This window comes from Corynebacterium freneyi, from assembly GCF_030408835.1.
Lineage (GTDB): Bacteria > Actinomycetota > Actinomycetes > Mycobacteriales > Mycobacteriaceae > Corynebacterium > Corynebacterium freneyi.
The window spans coordinates 1,888,300-1,904,937 of sequence record NZ_CP047357.1 but is presented as its reverse complement, the minus strand read 5'-3'; the positions used below and the strand labels follow the sequence as shown (position 1 = coordinate 1,904,937).

The 16,638-nt window shown below is 69.1% G+C and carries 15 protein-coding genes; 9 read left to right on the top strand and 6 right to left on the bottom strand.

From position 1 onward, the window contains the following. The first annotated feature begins 28 nt into the window (after positions 1 to 28). Positions 29 to 520, top strand: coding sequence for a polyadenylate-specific 3'-exoribonuclease AS (locus CFREN_RS08460; RefSeq protein ID WP_035124188.1), 492 nt, complete (start codon positions 29 to 31; stop codon positions 518 to 520). Positions 521 to 555: 35 nt separating this feature from the next. After that, on the top strand, positions 556 to 1,944 hold the full coding sequence (locus CFREN_RS08455) for a class II 3-deoxy-7-phosphoheptulonate synthase (RefSeq protein ID WP_070519037.1): 1,389 nt from the start codon (positions 556 to 558) through the stop codon (positions 1,942 to 1,944). Positions 1,945 to 2,100: 156 nt separating this feature from the next. On the opposite strand, the gene CFREN_RS08450 is transcribed toward CFREN_RS08455, so the two are convergent. After that, a complete protein-coding gene (locus CFREN_RS08450; protein ID WP_209652571.1) occupies positions 2,101 to 4,518 on the bottom strand; it encodes a PASTA domain-containing protein in 2,418 nt (805 codons plus the stop codon). A 102-nt stretch (positions 4,519 to 4,620) separates the two neighbouring features. On the opposite strand from CFREN_RS08450, the gene CFREN_RS08445 reads away from it, so the two are divergent. After that, positions 4,621 to 4,986, top strand: a complete 366-nt coding sequence (locus tag CFREN_RS08445) for an Rv2175c family DNA-binding protein (protein ID WP_070519041.1) — start codon at positions 4,621 to 4,623, stop codon at positions 4,984 to 4,986. Positions 4,987 to 5,022: 36 nt separating this feature from the next. Here the strand turns inward: CFREN_RS08445 and CFREN_RS08440 are convergent, their stop codons facing one another. From CFREN_RS08440 to CFREN_RS08430, 3 genes are all read right to left on the bottom strand, one after another. Then, a complete protein-coding gene (locus CFREN_RS08440) occupies positions 5,023 to 6,618 on the bottom strand; it encodes an alpha-(1->6)-mannopyranosyltransferase A (RefSeq protein WP_209652573.1) in 1,596 nt (531 codons plus the stop codon). Further along, positions 6,615 to 8,294, bottom strand: a complete 1,680-nt coding sequence (gene crtI, locus CFREN_RS08435) for a phytoene desaturase family protein (protein WP_224369878.1) — start codon at positions 8,292 to 8,294, stop codon at positions 6,615 to 6,617. Before crtI ends, CFREN_RS08440 begins: the two co-directional genes overlap by 4 nt. A 72-nt stretch (positions 8,295 to 8,366) precedes the next feature. Next, on the bottom strand, positions 8,367 to 9,491 hold the full coding sequence (locus CFREN_RS08430) for a polyprenyl synthetase family protein (protein ID WP_070519042.1): 1,125 nt from the start codon (positions 9,489 to 9,491) through the stop codon (positions 8,367 to 8,369). Positions 9,492 to 9,583: 92 nt separating this feature from the next. On the opposite strand from CFREN_RS08430, the gene metF reads away from it, so the two are divergent. Then, positions 9,584 to 10,570 (top strand): methylenetetrahydrofolate reductase [NAD(P)H], encoded by a 987-nt coding sequence (gene metF / locus CFREN_RS08425; RefSeq protein ID WP_070519045.1) that lies wholly within the window; start codon positions 9,584 to 9,586, stop codon positions 10,568 to 10,570. A 34-nt stretch (positions 10,571 to 10,604) separates the two neighbouring features. Here metF and CFREN_RS08420 read toward each other — a convergent pair whose 3' ends face one another. Together CFREN_RS08420 and CFREN_RS08415 are read right to left on the bottom strand one after the other, a co-directional pair. Next, complete coding sequence (locus CFREN_RS08420) at positions 10,605 to 11,249, bottom strand: LppM family (lipo)protein (RefSeq protein WP_209652574.1); 645 nt, start codon at positions 11,247 to 11,249, stop codon at positions 10,605 to 10,607. Then, positions 11,239 to 11,892 carry a GNAT family N-acetyltransferase gene (locus CFREN_RS08415; RefSeq protein ID WP_209652576.1) on the bottom strand — a complete coding sequence of 218 codons (654 nt, stop codon included), beginning with the start codon at positions 11,890 to 11,892 and terminating at the stop codon, positions 11,239 to 11,241. Before CFREN_RS08415 ends, CFREN_RS08420 begins: the two co-directional genes overlap by 11 nt. A gap of 274 nt (positions 11,893 to 12,166) precedes the next feature. Between CFREN_RS08415 and CFREN_RS08410 the strand changes: the two genes are divergently transcribed. From CFREN_RS08410 to ftsL, 5 genes are all read left to right on the top strand, one after another. After that, the gene (locus CFREN_RS08410; RefSeq protein ID WP_209652578.1) at positions 12,167 to 12,586 is read left to right on the top strand and encodes an SAV_6107 family HEPN domain-containing protein; all 420 of its coding nucleotides are present in this window, start codon (positions 12,167 to 12,169) and stop codon (positions 12,584 to 12,586) included. A gap of 250 nt (positions 12,587 to 12,836) precedes the next feature. Further along, positions 12,837 to 13,253 (top strand): DUF3040 domain-containing protein, encoded by a 417-nt coding sequence (locus tag CFREN_RS08405; protein ID WP_070519050.1) that lies wholly within the window; start codon positions 12,837 to 12,839, stop codon positions 13,251 to 13,253. Between the two features lie 736 nt (positions 13,254 to 13,989). Continuing rightward, positions 13,990 to 14,421, top strand: coding sequence for a division/cell wall cluster transcriptional repressor MraZ (gene mraZ, locus CFREN_RS08400; RefSeq protein WP_035124155.1), 432 nt, complete (start codon positions 13,990 to 13,992; stop codon positions 14,419 to 14,421). Positions 14,422 to 14,593: 172 nt separating this feature from the next. Further along, positions 14,594 to 15,742 carry a 16S rRNA (cytosine(1402)-N(4))-methyltransferase RsmH gene (gene rsmH, locus CFREN_RS08395; RefSeq protein WP_209652580.1) on the top strand — a complete coding sequence of 383 codons (1,149 nt, stop codon included), beginning with the start codon at positions 14,594 to 14,596 and terminating at the stop codon, positions 15,740 to 15,742. Between the two features lie 129 nt (positions 15,743 to 15,871). Beyond that, positions 15,872 to 16,615: a cell division protein FtsL gene (gene ftsL / locus CFREN_RS08390; RefSeq protein ID WP_209652582.1), complete on the top strand. Its 744-nt coding sequence runs from the start codon at positions 15,872 to 15,874 to the stop codon at positions 16,613 to 16,615. The last annotated feature ends 23 nt before the right edge of the window (positions 16,616 to 16,638 follow it).

Sequence of the window (16,638 nt, the reverse complement as noted above, 5' to 3'; positions counted from 1 at the left end):
CCACGACGCCCGGGCTATCCTGGGCGTCGTGCGCTATTTCTACGACACCGAGTTCATCGAGGACGGCCGGACGATCGATCTGGTCTCCATCGGTGTCGTCGCAGAAGACGGCCGCGAGTATTACGCGATTTCCTCGGAGTTCGACGCCCGGGCGGCGGGGCCGTGGGTGCGGGCCAACGTGCTTGGCCAGCTGCCCAATCCGTCGTCGCCGTTGTGGAAGCCGCGGTCGGTGATCCGCGACGAACTCGAGCGCTTTCTCCTGGCACCCGGCGCAGGCGATCCCGAACTGTGGGCGTGGGTCGGCGCCTACGACCACGTCGTCTTCGCGCAGTTGTGGGGCGACATGACCCGCCTGCCCCGCAAGATCCCGCGCTTCACCAGGGAACTCAAGCAGTACTGGGAAATGGCCGGCGAGCCGCGCCTGCCCCGCCAGGACGACGGGCGTCACGACGCGCTGGCCGATGCCCGCCACAACCTCGTGCGTTTCCGTGAGATCGCGAAGGTCCGCCCGCCGCGGTGACGGCGAGGTTGACATGGTCGGCTACGATTGCACGCGTGAGTTGGACCATTGACCTCCCCATGAACGATCTCCCCGACCTGCCGCCGCTGCCGGATGGCATCCGCGAGCGCTTCGAGGACGCCCTGTCCCGCACCGCGCTGCAGCAGCCCTCGTGGGACCCGAAGGCCGCGGCCAACGTGCGACGCATTCTGGAATCGGTGCCTCCGATCGTCGTGGCCCCCGAAGTGCGCAAGTTGAAGGAAGAGCTGGCGGACGTGGCCATGGGCCGTGCCTTCCTGCTCCAGGGCGGCGATTGCGCGGAGACCTTCGAGTCCAACACCGAGCCCCACATCCGGGCCAACATCAAGACGCTGCTGCAGATGGCGGTCGTCCTGACCTACGGCGCCTCCACCCCGGTGGTGAAGATGGCCCGCATCGCCGGCCAGTACGCCAAGCCGCGTTCGGCCGACCGCGACTCCGAGGGGCTGCTGAGCTACCGCGGTGACATGGTCAACGGCGTCGAGGCCTCCGAGGAAGCCCGCGTTCACGACCCGGCCCGCATGGTCCGCGCCTACGCCAACGCCTCGGCCGCCATGAACCTGGTCCGCGCCCTGACCGGTTCCGGCACCGCGGACCTGCACCGCCTGCACGAGTGGAACCGCGAGTTCGTCACCAATTCCCCGGCCGGCGCGCGCTACGAGGACCTGGCCCGCGAGATCGACCACGCCCTGCGTTTCATGCAGGCCTGCGGCGTCTCCGACTCCAATCTGCAGACCGCCGACATCTACTGCTCGCACGAGGCGCTCGTCGTCGACTACGAGCGCGCGATGCTGCGCCTGGCCCACGACGAGTCCGGCGACGAAAAGCTGTACAACCTGTCGGCGCACCAGCTGTGGATCGGCGAACGCACCCGCGGCCTGGACGACTTCCACGTGGCGTTGGCCGCGCTGATCGGCAACCCGGTCGGCGTGAAGATCGGCCCGAAGACCACGCCGGAGGAGGCGGTGGCCTACGTGGAGAAGCTCGATCCGCTGTTCGAGCCGGGCCGCCTGACCCTGACGTCGCGCATGGGCAACGACAAGGTCCGCACCGTGCTGCCGGCCATCGTCGAGGCGGTCGAGGCCACGGGCCACAAGGTCATCTGGCAGTGCGACCCGATGCACGGCAACACCTACAGCGCGTCCAACGGCTACAAGACCCGCCACTTCGACCGCATCGTCGACGAGGTCCAGGGCTTCTTCGAGGTCCACCGTTCCATCGGCTCCCACCCGGGTGGTCTGCACATCGAGCTGACCGGCGAAGACGTCACCGAGTGCCTGGGCGGCGCGCAGGACATCGCCGACGTCGACCTGCCGGGCCGCTATGCCTCGGCGTGCGATCCGCGCCTGAACACCCAGCAGTCGCTGGAGCTGTCGTTCCTGGTCGCGGAGATGCTCCGCAACTAAGGATCAACCCGTCCATCGCCCGTGCGCCGGGCCGGCCCGTCGATCGAGTCGGGACCGGCCCGGCGTTCGGCTTCGGACCGGAACCCGCGCCGCGATCGGGTCCCGGGGCAGGACCGCGGCTGGTCCGGGCCCGGCGTCGGCTCGGACGCGCCCGTTCTAGAACCCGCGGACGGTGACGGTGTCGCCGCGTTTGGCGTCGCTGCCGGCGCGGGGGGACTGGCTGTAGATGCGGTCGTCGTCGCTGGCGTTGCCGTTGATCCGCAGTTTCAGGCCGCGTTCTTCGAGGCGTTCGCGGGCGTCGCCGATGGTCGAGCCGAGGACGTTGGGCACTTCGACGCGGTCGGAGACGACGATGTCGACGCTGGTGTCGGTCGGTTCGACCATGGTGCCGCCCTGCGGGGAGGTCGAGTCGACCCGGCCGGCCTTGCGGGGCGAGTCTTCGGTGCGGGTGACGTCGCGGACGACGAGGCCGGCGTCGCTGAGACGTTTGCGGGCCTCTTCGAGCGTCATCCCCTCCACGTCGGGGACTTCGATGCCGTTGTTGACGGTGAGCGTGACGTCGGAGCCGCGTTCCAGTCCGGTGCCGGGTTCGGGGTTGACGGACAGCACGGTTTCGGGGTCGTGGGTGTCGGAGAACTCCTCGACGACGTCGGCCACGGTCAGGCCGACGTCCTCGATGACTTCCCGGGCGTCGTCGATGTGCAGTCCGACGACGTCGGGCACGTTGACGGGGGCGCGTCCCTTGGACAGGTGGACGGTGACGGTCGACCCGGTGGCGACGGTTTGCCCGGCGGCGGGGTCGGTCATGAGGATCGCGCCCTTGGGGACGGTTTCCGAATACATGGGGTCGCCGGTGGCTTCGACGAGGGTGCGTTCCCGCAGCATCGTCGAGTACCGGGAGGGGGAGCGGTCGGCGGGCAGCGCGGGCACGGTGGGGCGGCCCAGGCTGACCAGGACGGTCACGGGCGCTCCTTTGACGGCGCGTGCCCCGGCGAGCGGTTCGGTGCCGATGACCTGCGATTGCGGCACGACGTCGTGGTATTGCTGCCGGGATATCGGTTCGAATCCGGCGTCGGACACGGCCGCCGACGCCTGTTGTTCGGTCATGCCGGAGATCGACGGCACTTCGCCGTAGCGTCCGGAGCCCAGCCACCAGGCGCCCAGGCCCATGCCCAGGGTCGCCACGAGGGCGATGATGAGCCAGATGGCGAAGCCGGTCCGGGTGCGTTGGCGTCCCTCCCGGGCCCGTGCTTGACGACGGTCCGGCGTGGCCGCCCGTCCACCGCGTCGCTCAATGGCACCGGCGTCGACGGCGGTGTGGCGCGAGCCCCACTCGTCGACGGCGCCGGGGCGAGTCGCCCAGTCGTCGGCGGGACGGTCGGCGAAGTCCTCGTCGCCGTACTCGTCGCGGTATTCGTCGTCGACGTACCGGTCGGCGTACCGGTCGTCGTGACGGTGGCCGCCGTACTCCTCGCCGTCATAACCGTCGTCGTAGCCGTCGCCGTCATCGGGGGAGGTGAACATGCCGGGTGCCGGCAGGGGAGCGGCCGGAACGTCGTGGCGAGTTTCGTTCATCCGGTCATGGGCATGTGGCCCGAACAAACCGGGCTCCGGCGGGCCGTCGAAAAGCTCGGTTCCGCGCACGTCCTCCGGATCCGGCGCCGCGAGGTCGTCCTTCGTCCGGGACGCGCGGTGCGCCGCCGAATCGACCGGGGCGGGCACCCGAAACGGCGGCAGCCCCAGCACGCCGACGATCTCCTCCAGTTCCGCGGCGAACTCCGCGGCCGAGGCGAACCGGGCGGACGGCTCGCGGGCGCAGGCTCGGGCGACGAGCTCGTCGAACTCCGGCGGCACGCCGTCGATGGCCTCCGACGGCGGCGGCACGTCCTTGTTCAGGCGCTGCAGGGCCACCGCCAAGGACGTGTCGCCGGAAAACGGCGTCGACCCCGTCAGCAGCTCGTAGAGCAAGATGCCCGTGGAATACACGTCGGACGCCGGGGTGATCTCCGCGCCCGTGACCTGTTCCGGAGACAAGTACCCGACCGTGCCGACGATCACCGAATTCGACGTCACCTTCGAATCCGCCGCAGCCCGCACCAACCCGAAGTCGGCGAGCTTGACCTTGCCGGAATCGGAGATGAGCACGTTTTCCGGCTTGATGTCGCGATGCACCATCGACCGGTCATGGGCCAACGACAACGCCCGCAACACCGGGGCCAGCACAGCGGCCGCCGCATGCGGGGGCATGGGGCCTCGCTCGCGGAGCAACTCGCGCAGCGTGCCGCCGTCGACCAACTCCATGATCAAGAAGACGTGCCCCGCGGCGTCATGGCCCTGGTCGTAGACGTTGACCAGCGACTCATCGGCCATGCGCGCCACCGCGCGGGCCTCCCGCTCGAACCGGGTGCGGAAGGACTCGTCGTGGACGAATCGGGGGTCCATCACCTTCGCGGCGACGTCCCGGCCCAGCCGCAGATCCGTTGCCCGGTGCACGGAACTCATGCCGCCGCGTGCGATGAGCGGACCGATGCGGTACCGGCCGTCGAGGACGTCGCCCTCGCTCACTTCAGCCATAAGCCCCTTCTCCTCCCATGTGACGCCCACCAGTATGACCGACCGCCGCGCGCCGGTGCCAACGCGGTCGGACGTCGCCGCCGGGCGCGGTAAGGTTGCGGCGTGAGAAAGATCCCCACGTGCCCCGATGTCCTGCCCGCCGACGAAGAGACCCTGGTCGTCCCCGACGTCGCCGACCGACTCGGCGTGCCGGTGACCCGCGTCCACGCGATGCTGCAGGAGGGCAAGCTCGTGGCCGTCGACCGCGGCGGAGTGCCCCGGGTGCCGGCGCTGCTTCTCGACGACGACGGCGTCAACAAGTTCGCCGCGGGCGCCCTGGCCGTTCTCTCCGACGGCGGCTTCCGCCCCCACGAGGCGTTGACGTGGCTGTGGACCGAAGACGAGTCGCTGCCCGGCCGCCCCATCGACGCGTTGCACGGACACCTGGCGCGCGAGGTCATCCGCCGCGCCCAGGCGATGGCGTTTTAAACCACCCGGACGGCTTAAATCATCCGGACGGCGGAGTCACCGCGGCGGGTCGTCGTCGAGCGACCCCCGCCACCGCACCGCCCGGCGGACGTCGCCGTTGACCAGCCACCGCAGGGCGAACCACGCGGCGACGGTGATGACGATCATCCACGGCACGTCGTAAAAGCGGTTGTTGCCGCCGCCGGAAAACGACAGGCACAGAATCAGCGTGGCCACCACCGTGCCCTGGACCAGCCACCGCGGCGGCCGGAACGTGCCGATCGGCGTGAGCAGGCTGGCGTAGTACCAGGGCAGGGCCACCGCGTTGAACACCACGGCCACGCCGTAGGCCGCGACCATGCCGGCGACGTTGCGGCGCGGATTCTGGCGGAAGACGAACCAGCACGCCACCAGACCGACGACCATGATCACCGACGACACCCGACGCGTGACGGCGACGATGGAGTTGAACACTACCGTGTCGTCGATCCACGCCATCACCGCCGCGATGGCGCCCGCCACCGCCGACGGCGCGGCCAGGGGGTTGATCACCTTCGTGTTGCCGCTGATCTCCGTCAGCCAACCCCACGTCGAACCCGTCAGCCACGTCACCGCCGTCAATGCGCCGACCATGAGCGCGGACATGCCGATGCCGTAGCCCAGCAACGTCGGCACTCGGCGGAAGACGGCGGACCAGTCGGCCAGCTCGCCGCCGCGGGTCACGGCGATCCACACCAGAAACGGCAGCGCGATGACGGCCGTCGCCTTCAACGACACCGCCACGCCGATGAGCAGGGCCGCGACGACCGCGCCGCGCAGGCGGGGCATCATCAGTCCCGCCGCCAACGCCAGCGACACCAGGCCGACCATGATCGACTCGTTGTGCAGACCCGCCACCAGGTGCAGCAGCACCAGCGGGTTGAGCACGCCCAGCCACTGCGCCAACGCCGGATCACCGCCGAGCTTCACCGCGATGCGCGGCACCGACCACACGATGGCCAGGAACCCCAGCACGCACAGGATGCGGAACAGCACGATGCCGATGGTGATGTTGTCGCCGACGATGCGGGTGATCACCTCGTTGATGCCCAAATGCAGCGGGCCGTACGGGGTGGTGGTGTTGCGCCAGTCGGCGGAGACCTCCAGCAGCATGGGGCCGGGGTTGACCGCCGCGCCTTCGCTGTACGGGTCGAAGCCGTCGCGCATCATCGCGCCCTGCATGAGGTACGAGTAGATGTCGCGCGAGAAAACCGGGGCCGACACCGACAGGGGGATGAGCCACCACAGCAGCGACCGGTTCAGCGTGCGCAGACGGTCGACGGCGGGGGCGGGGCGGTCGAAGATGAGCCGGCGGCCGGCGAGCAGCCAGGCGGCGAGGATGCCGACGACGCCGACCCAGATGAAGATCTCGAACAGCGCGAAACCATGCCCGTAGGTGATCCACCCCAGGCCCAGCGCGTCGACGATGCCGCCGCGGTAGCGGGTCGCGCCGGCGCCGTAGGAACCCAGGGCCACGAACAGCGCGCCGACGAAGCCGAGCTTCGCGGAGTCGGTCCACCAGCGGTCGCGGGCCGCCGGCGCCGCTTTGGGCTTGTCGACGACCGGTGCGGTGCCCGGCGACGGCGTGGACGTGGTTGCGGCGTCGGCGGTCACCGGACCGCACCGCCCGTGAATCGATCGGCGGCCAGAGCGCCGGAGAGCATGACGGTGGGCACTCCCACGCCCGGCACCGTCGTGGATCCCGCCAACACGAGGTTCGACGGCAGGCGCGGGGAAAGATTGCGGGGACGGAACGGCCCGGTCTGGCGGAACAGGTGCGCCAACCCGAACGGGCTGCCGTCGATCATGCCCTGCTCGGCCCAGGTCGCCGGGGTGTCGAGTCGCCCGACGGACCAGCGCTCGGAGATGCCCGTCAACCCCCGGTCCTCCAGGACGGCGGTGACCTCCGCCAGGTGCGCGGGGCCGACGAGATCCCAGTCGACGTCGGCCGACGCCAGATTCGGGCACGGCGCGAGGACGCTGACCGGTTCCCACTCCCGGCCCTCGGCGTCGATGACGATGCGGTCTGGGCACGTGAAGGCGGGACGGGTGACCAGCAACGACGGATCCGACATGAGGGAACCGCCGCGCGGCGAGGAAATCTGGCGAAACGTGTCGTCCCACGCCTCGCCGAAGGAGATCAGATGATGCCGATCGGGCCACTTCCTCGTCACCTCCACCGGCGCGGCACCGTGGGCGACCATCGCCGACGGAGATGACCTCGTCGGGATGATCCGCTTCTTGGCCGGAGCGCCGGCGTCGTCAAGCCAACCCTTCACGACCGGAAGATCGACGGTGGCGACGATGCCGTCGCAGGGCAGGGACTCGTCGCCGCATTCCACCGCGGTGACGCCGCGGCCGCGACCGTCGACCGCAAGACCCGTCACCGGAGCGGACAGACGCAACGTGCCGCCCGCACCGACGAAAGCCTCCGCCATGACCTCGGCGATCGCACCCATGCCCGACCCCGTGCGCGACGCGGTGGGGTAGAAGACGCCCATCGACGTATCCATGTGCGCGATGCAGCCGTACACCGCCCGCGCGCTCTTCGGCGCAACGCCTGCGTACAGGGCCTGGAAACTGAACACGCGGGCCAACAGCTCATCGCCGAGCAGCGACTCCACCCGGCCGCCCAACGAACCGAACGCCCCGAGCTGAAGCAGATGCCCCAAATCGCCCGCCGTGCCGGAATCACCGACCATGTCCAGCGGAGAATCGAAACTCGCCGCCATGAAATGCGGATACGCCGACGCGAACATCTCCGCCAACCACTCGCGCAACCGGTGATACCCCTCGACGCGCGGGGCGGGATCATCGCCGCCTGCCTCCGCGAACCGGGCGATCTCGGCGGCCATGCGGGAAGCGTCGCCGTAGACGTCCAGCGCCCGGCCATCGTGGAACATCGCATGGTAGGCGGGGGCCAGGCGTTCGACCCGGAACGCCGGGTCCACGTCGGAGATCCGCTTGCCGACGGCCGACAGCGCCGACTCGACCAGCTGGGGCATCGTCCACACCGTGGCGCCCGTGTCGGTGCGCACGGTCACGCCCGCGCCGGGCACCCGAACCTCCTCGGTGGCGCAACGACCGCCGACATGGTCGGCCGAATCGACGACCGTGACGCGGTGGCCCGCACCCGTCAGATGCAGCGCGGCGGTCAGCCCGGCCAGGCCCGCGCCGATGACGACGATGTCCCGCTCCCGTCCTCCATCACCGGCGGGGACGCGGCGCCGGGGGCCCGGCACCGGCGACAGCGGCAGGAACTTCATGAAGGCGGGGGCGGGATTCTGCAAGGGGGTTCGACCTCGATGTCTGTGGCGGATGATCCGGGCGGGTGACCCGGCGGGGGCCGGCGGGGCCGGGGACTACCAGGCCCGGGCGGTGGCGCGGCGGCCCATGTCGGCCAGACGCTCCCGCTGTTCCTCGACGATCGGCGCGGACTCCAGGGCCTCCAGGCCACGGCGGGTCAGACGGTCGATCTCGAGCTCGATCTGCTCGTCGGCACCCGAAGCGTGGATGAGATCCCGCAGTTCGGCGACGTCGTCGAGACCGTCGACCCGGCCGAGCTTCTCGTCCAGATGATGCGCGCCGTCCGGATCGGTGACGCGCAGACGTTCCAGGGCGGTGGCCACCAGCACCGTGCGCTTGCCCTCGCGCAGATCGTCGCCCGCCGGCTTTCCGGTGACCTCGGGGTCGCCGAACACGCCGAGCTGGTCGTCGCGAAGCTGGAAGGCGATGCCGATGTCCATGCCGAACTCGCGGTAGGCGTCGACGATGTCGTCGCCGGCGCCGGCGATGGCCGCACCGATGTGCAGGGGACGCTCGATGGTGTAGGCGGCGGTCTTGTAGCGGTTGACCTTCTCCGCGACGCCCACGCGCGAATCGCCGGACGCTTCCGCCGTGATGTCGAGCAGCTGGCCGCCCAACACCTCCGTGCGCATGCGCCACCACGGCTCGCGGGCCCGATTGCGGGCGGCATCGGTCAGACCCGACCCGTGGAACATGTCGTCGGCCCAGGCCAGGGCGATGTCGCCGGCCAGGATCGCCACCGAATGGCCGTAGTGGACGGCGTCGCCGCGCCAGCCGTTGTCTCTGTGGCGTGCCTCGAAAATCTTGTGCACCGTCGGATTGCCGCGGCGAGTGTCGGAGGCGTCGATGATGTCGTCGTGGATCAGCGCGCAGGCCTGGATGAACTCCAGCGCGCACACCGACCGGAACACCGCCTCGGCGTCCTCGACATCGGCGTGCATTCCCCTGTCGCCCCCGGCGCCGAGCCAACCGGCCCAGGCGAAGGCGGGCCGCACCCGCTTGCCGCCGAGCAGCGTGAAGTCGCTCAGCGCACCGATGACCCGGGAGAACTCCTCGTCGATGTCGGCGACCATCGCCGACCGGGCGTCGAAGAAATCGGTCAACGCTCCGGTCACCGCGGCGGGGACGTCGCGGGGGGACATTCCGGGGTCGATCACCGGGTACTTCGCAGAGTCGGCCATTACGCCACCTTTCGGGTGCATTCGCCTGTATTCGTCGCCACACGAGACCCGGGTCGGCCACGTCTGGCATTCTCCCCATAAGATAACCGGTCATGTCCGAATTCCCGCCACCGGCGGTGGGCCGCCAGGTTCCGATCCGCCATGCGTTGACCCTGCCGAGCCCCGGCCCGATCCCGTTCTCCGTCGAGTTCATGCCGCCGCGGGATGACGCGGCGGAAGAACGACTCCTGCGCGCCGCGGAGGCCTTCCACGACCTGGGGGCGTCGTTCGCTTCGGTGACGTACGGTGCGGGCGGTTCCTCCCGAGACCGCACGCTGCGCATCGCCGAACGCGTTTCCCGCGAGCCGTTGACCACGTTGGTGCACCTGACGCTGGTCGGACACTCCGTTCCGGAGCTGCGGCAGATCCTGCGCGCGTACCTCGAACGCGGCCTGACCAACCTGCTGGTCCTGCGCGGGGACCCGCCGGGCGACCCGCTGGGCGACTGGACGCCGACCCCGGATGGTCTGCAGTACGCCTCGGAACTCATCGAGCTGATCCGCGACGAGGAGGAATTCGCCGATTTCGAAATCGGCATCGCCTCCTTCCCGGAGGGCCATTTCCGTGCGCCCGACCTGGAGTCCGACACCCGCTACACGCTGGCGAAGCTGCGTGCCGGCGCGGAGTACTCGATCACCCAGATGTTCTTCGACGTCGACCACTACCTGCGGTTGCGCGACCGTCTCGTGGCGGCGGACCCGGAACACGGCGCGAAGCCGATCATTCCGGGGCTCATGCCGATCACGTCGATGCGGTCGGTGCGTCGTCAGCTGGAGCTGTCCGGTTCGGCGCTGCCGCCTGCCCTCGACGAGCGTCTGACGCGTGCGGCGGCCGGCGACGAGGAAGCCAACCGCGACGAGATCCGAAAGGTGGGCATCGAGGTCACCACCGAAATGGCCGAGCGCCTCATTTCCGAGGGCGTGCCCGGCATCCACTTCATGACCCTCAACTTCGCCCGCGCCACCCAAGAGGTCCTGCACAACCTCGGCATGGCGCCGGCGTGGGGAACCGGGCAGGACATGGTCCGGGGCGGTTTCTGACCGTCAGTTGGGGAGTCGGCGGGTGGAGCGCTGATCAGTCGCGCATGTCGTGGTCGCGGCGCGCCCACAAAACCACCAACAAGGCGGCGAGGATGCCTGCGGCGGTGGTCAAACCGACCCACAACAGCAGCTGGTCACGGTCGGTGCTGCCCGCCGGGGACGTCGCCCAAAACGTCGAGTCGCGTGCGCCCTCCATGGTCCAGCGCACCGTGTGCCCGCCGTCGACCGTGCCGTTCGTGCCGGTCACCGGCGCGGGGAACGCGATGGCCAACGTCACCCGGGAACCGGGGAAACGGGTCAGCGAGGCCTTGCCGTTCAACGACACCTGATTGCCGCCGACGCGCTCGAGCTCGAGATCGATCGCGTCGCCCGCCGCGGAACCGACGAGGTCGTGCACCTCATCGAACGTGAGATCGCGCAGCGTGTACGTCGCGGTGCGACTGTCGCCGGACTGGCCCGTCTCCACGGTCACGGCATCACCGAAGTTCTCCGGAATCTCCCAGAGATTCTCCCGCGACGTCGCGTTCTGCGGCATCGCCACATGCACGGTGCCGTTGACGCGGTCGGACCCCGAGATGGTCACCGCAGCATCGGCGGTGAAACATCCCGCCAACGCGAACACCGGCACGATCACCGCCAACAGTGCCATGAACCGGCGACGAAGTCCCTCAGCGGTCATCGTGGGGACTCCTTCCCTCCGGTCGGGTGGACGCAGGGGCGGCGGCGTCGTCAAGCGAATCATCCGCGGTCAAGGGAAGCGGGGCACCGAGCACCGCGAAGGGGCGCGAATCGCCCGCGAAATGGAAATGACGCAGCACATCGCCGAAACCCAGGCGCCGGTACAGACGCCAGGCACGGTTGGCCTCGGCGGGAACCTCGGGAGTCGACAGGAGAACACGGCGCTCCCGACGACCGTGCATGAGCTCGCGGATGAGGCGTTCGCCGAGGCCGGCACCTTGATGCCGCGGATCGACGTGAATTTCGGCCAACTCCACGTAATCGGTCAACGTGTCCGACACGACGTGAAGGGGAGTGCGGCGCTCCGCCATCCCCGCACGAACCTGGACATGCCACCACTGAGTCGGCGTACCCGACTGGCAGTAGGCGACGCCGACCAAAGGAAAAGAAACGTCGGCCAACGCCACATGCGGGGCGACGTCCTCCGGATGCGCCACTGCGGCCACCGCCGCCCACCCCGGCTCGTGACGGGCGAACGCCCACGCCCGAACGCGTGAGTCGACGATCGACGGGTCATAGCCCATCGCCTCGACGTAAAGGGAGACGGCCTCATGAAGCCGAAGCCGGAAAATCCGTTCCGGCATGGGGAGGACGCTGTATCGCACCCGTACAGCTTAACCGGGGTTGCCAGCGGCGCGGCGAAAAGTCGGTGTTCGGGCGCGTAAACGAACCTTGCGTGCGAATGGGTGTTCGAATATTCTGAAGGGGAATCCGGGGAGGCCCTTACTGTTCGGGGTGTCGCGGAGGCGATGGTGGGCCGGTGGTGCGGAACCCATCGAACGAATGATTGGAGCTTCGTCGATGCCTGTGGTGGTGCGTCGGACGAGGCGATGGACATGGAAGGAAAGGAGAAGACCAATGGCACGCGTGGAACAGGGGAGGAGTGCGGTGGTGGCGCCGTCGGGGCTGTCCGCTCAGGCCGTTTCCTTCCTCGGGCGGGCGGACTCGCTGCTCGCGCAGGCCAAGACCGCGTCGCCGGCTGACCGACTGGACCTGTCGTACCAGGCGGCGCTGCGGGTGGCCGGTGCGGCGATCGCCGAGAAGCCCGGTCGGCGACGCAAGTCGGACAACGGAGCCTGGGCGCGGGTGCGCAGGCACGCTCCGGCGTACGCGCCGTGGGCCGCGCGGTTCGAGGCTCTGACGCCGCGATGGGAGGATGTGCGCATCGGGCTGGCCCGTGGCGTCGATGAATTGGAGGCCCGGCGAGTGCAGGCTCTGGCCACCGATTTTCTCGCCGAGGTGGAGGCCGATTTCGGAATGCTTCCCGACGTCGCCTGATCATGTGGGAAAGCGGTGGTTTGTCTGGGGGAGACGTGCGTACACTGGCCCTACGGGCGACACCCGTCGGAATTTCTTCCGGCCCCCGGCCGGTCACGTGGAATGCGGGGGCAGGTTCGGGAACAAAAGAGGCGCGTCGGCCGTTGAACCCCATAGAGCGTTCGCCGTCGGCGGTGGCAGGTGTCGCCGCCGGGGGGCGTGGATGATGTGAAGTACGAGTAGCCCGACCGTGAGTCAGGGGAGGAAACCCATGGGACTTTCCGAGCAGGAACAGAGGATGCTGGCCGAGATCGAATCGGCGCTGTATGCAGAGGATCCGAAGTTCGGCTCCACGATGTCCGGAAAATCCATGGGGTTCGAACACGGTGGCGCGCCGCGCGGATTCTCGCCCCGGGTCATCGCCATCATCGGCGTCGGTCTGCTGCTTCTCGTTGGCGGCATGGCGTTGGCGACCACCAGCCTGTGGTTCCTGGCGCTGAGCATCATCGGATTCTTGGCCATGTTCGGCGCCGGCGTGTGGGCGCTGACCGGATCGGGTGACGGCTCCCCCCTCGTGTCCGTCGGCGTCGGCGGTTCCCGCGGATCCGGCGCCAAGAAGCCCCGCCGCCAGGGACCCGCAGGCGGCGGCATGGAAGACCGCTTCCGCGGCCGCTTCCAGGACCGCTGACGAACCAGCCCGAAGGAACGCCATCCCGCGCCGTGGTTCGCGGGTTCGGGCCGTGTGCGTCGGCGTATGCACATCGGCGTAATCCAACGACTCACGTCGGCATAACCCGCCATCCGGCCCCCTCGCCATGAGGGGGCCTTTTTCGTGCGCCACGAGGCTCAGCCGCGGCGACCGATACCGCTCCGCTGCCGCGTCCCACTCCAATCCGTCGCATTAACCACTCCGCTCCACCGCAGCGCCCCACTTCGCCCCACCGCGGCCACCCACTTCGCCCCACTGGCGTTTCGTTGGCCATTGCCGGGAGGGGGATGGTGGGCATTGGCGCGTGGGGCGAAAAAGGGGAGAATCCGCGATGGGTCCTGCATTTGGCCTGTTTGAAGGCTGTATTTCGCCAGTTCGCGCCCGGATCCTCCGCTTTTGCTCACGCCCCTTGGTGTGTGACCTGCGGCACTTGAAGGCGACGCGCCGGTCGGTGGAAATCGTCGTCAAGCATGCTGCGTGACACTGCGCACGGGCGGACGCTCCACCTGCGAATATGCAGGTTGACAGGTTAAAGGCGCTGAAAAACCGCAGGAAAGTGGGGCGGAAGGTGTTGCTTGTGGGGCAAAGTGGGGTACTGTGGGCCGTGATGTTGGAGAGGTCGACCGACATCGCAGAAAAAAGACGAATACCGATGAGATGACGAGATGCGGCGCCACCGCGTCGGCCGGACAAGGGGAGAGGAGCCGGAAACGACATGTTCCTCGGCACCTACACCCCGAAGCTGGACGACAAAGGTCGCCTGACGCTCCCGGCGAAGTTCCGCGACGAACTCGCCGGCGGGTTGATGGTGACCAAGGGGCAGGACCACTCGCTGGCCGTCTACCCCAAGGACGAGTTCATCCAGCTCGCACAGCGCGCGACGAAGGCATCCCGGACCAACACCCGGGCCCGCGCCTTCATCCGCAACCTGGCGGCGAGCACGGACGAACAGCGGCCCGACGGGTCGGGGCGCATCACGTTGTCGGCGGATCACCGCAAATACGCGGGCCTGACCAAGGAATGCGTGGTCATCGGATCCATCGATTTTCTGGAGATCTGGGACAAGCAGTCCTGGGAGGCCTACCAGGCGGAGCACGAAGAGGACTTCTCCGACGGCGAAGACGATTCGCTGTTCGGGGTTCTGTAGGACTCGCCGCGCCGCCCGGGACGGGAGCGTCCGCAAGGACTCTGTCCGAACCGACCCTGGTGTACTTCCCCGATACCAGGTCCGGTTCGGGCAGGGCCCTGTGCACGCGCCCCGCGGATGACGCCGAGCGAGGTAAACGAAACCGATTGCGATTCTTCCGGAGGGAGTGCCGATGACCGATGTCAACGATGTGACTGGAGTGGCCAACGGTGCTGAAGTCGTGCCGGAAAGTGCCTCGGCAGCGGCCACCGCATCGACTCCCGGCGACCGCAAATCCGGCGAGCACGGCCACGTGCCCGTCCTCCTGCATCGGGTCACCGAGCTCCTCGAACCAGGCATCACCGGCGTTGGCTCCCCGGACGGGACCGGTGCCGTCGTCGTCGACGGCACCCTCGGCGCCGGCGGTCATGCGGAGCACCTGCTGGAGACGTTCCCCGGCCTGCACCTCATCGGCCTGGACAGGGATGCCGCCGCGCTGACGTCGGCGCGTGAGCGGCTGGCTCGTTTCGGCGATCGGTTCGTCGGCGTCCAGACGCGGTTCGACGGACTCGCGGACGTCATCGGCATCGACGGCGCCGTCGCGGTCCCGGGTTTCGACCCGGAGGATTCCGGCAATCTCGCCCCGGACGCCCCGGCCATCGCGCTGGCCCGCGAGGTCGGTCTTGCCGGCGCGTTGTTCGATCTCGGCGTGTCCTCCATGCAGCTCGACCAGGTCGACCGTGGTTTCGCGTACCGCGTCGACGCGCCGCTGGACATGCGGATGGACCCCACCACGGGCCCGACCGCGGCGGACGTCCTCAACGGGTACTCGCACGGTGATCTGGCGCGGATCCTCTCGACGTACGGCGACGAGCGTTTCGCGGGCCGAATCGCCGCGGCCGTGCTGAGGGAACGCGAGAAGGAGCCGTTCACCACGTCGGGCCGTCTCGTGGAGTTGCTTTACGACGCCATCCCCGCGGCATCCCGCCGAACGGGAGGGCATCCCGCGAAGCGCACGTTCCAGGCGCTGCGCGTGGAAGTCAATCGGGAGCTCGAGGCGCTGGAAAACGTCCTGCCCATGACGTGCGAGGGACTTGCCGTCGGTGGCCGGGCGGTGTTCATGAGCTACCAGAGCCTCGAGGACCGCCTGGTCAAGCGTGATTTCGCCGAACGCGTGAAGTCCACGACGCCGGCCGGGCTGCCGATGGAGCTTCCGGGTCACGAGCCCAAGTTCCGGTTGGTCACCCGCGGCGCCGAAAAGGCGGACGCAGCGGAGATAGCGGACAACCCGCGTGCCGCACCGGTGCGCGTGCGATGCATCGAACGCGTCAGGCCGGATTGACGGAAGTCGGGAAAGCCCTCGGCGGCCACCACCACAAGGCGACAACCGAATAACAGCACCCCCAGCACCACCACTCACCACCACCGCACCACCGACCCGCCGCTTGCGGCGTAGACCACGGGAGAAGCCATGGCAGCCACCATCACGGACGACGCCCCCACCCGCACGATCGGGCGTGGCCGCGTCCACTCGCCGGCCGCCCCCGCCCCGCACCGCCGAAACAAGGGCCGCAGGTCGGCGTACCGGGGGCGCACCGGTTCCCGGCAGGTCGTCTCCCTCAGGGGACGCCGCCTGACGAACACGACGGAGGACCGTTCCACCGTCCGCTTCGCCGCCGGTTCGATCATGGTGGTCGTGCTGGGCATCATCCTCGCGATGGTGCTCTCCGGCCTGTCCACCTCCCAGTCCTTCGAACTCAACGCGGCCCGCAAGGAAGAGCAGCGTCTGCGCGACGGCATCTCCGTCCTCGAGCGCGACGTCGAGTTCCAGCGGTCCACCGCGGAAATCGCCCGTCGCGCCACCGAGATGGGCATGGTCAACGTCGAACAGCCGGCGATCCTCGTCGTCGGCGAGGATGGCGCGGTCCACGAGGTGCGTCCGGGTGACCCGGAGCACCAGCGCATCGTCGACATCAACGGTGCGGCCGAGCGCCCCGATGCCCCGACCTCGGACCCCGCCGAGACCGAATACGTCCCGGGCATGCAGGCCCCGGCCGTCCAGGAGGCCAGCCCGGCGGCCCCGCAGCTGCCCGCCCAGGCCCCGTACGCCCCGGCTCCCGCCCCCGCCCCGGCACCTGCGCCGGCCCCCGCCCCGGCACCGGCTCCCGCGGACGACGTCAATCCCGAAGGGGCGCCCGCCCCGGCTGTAGACTGACGCCCGCATGCGACCACGGCACG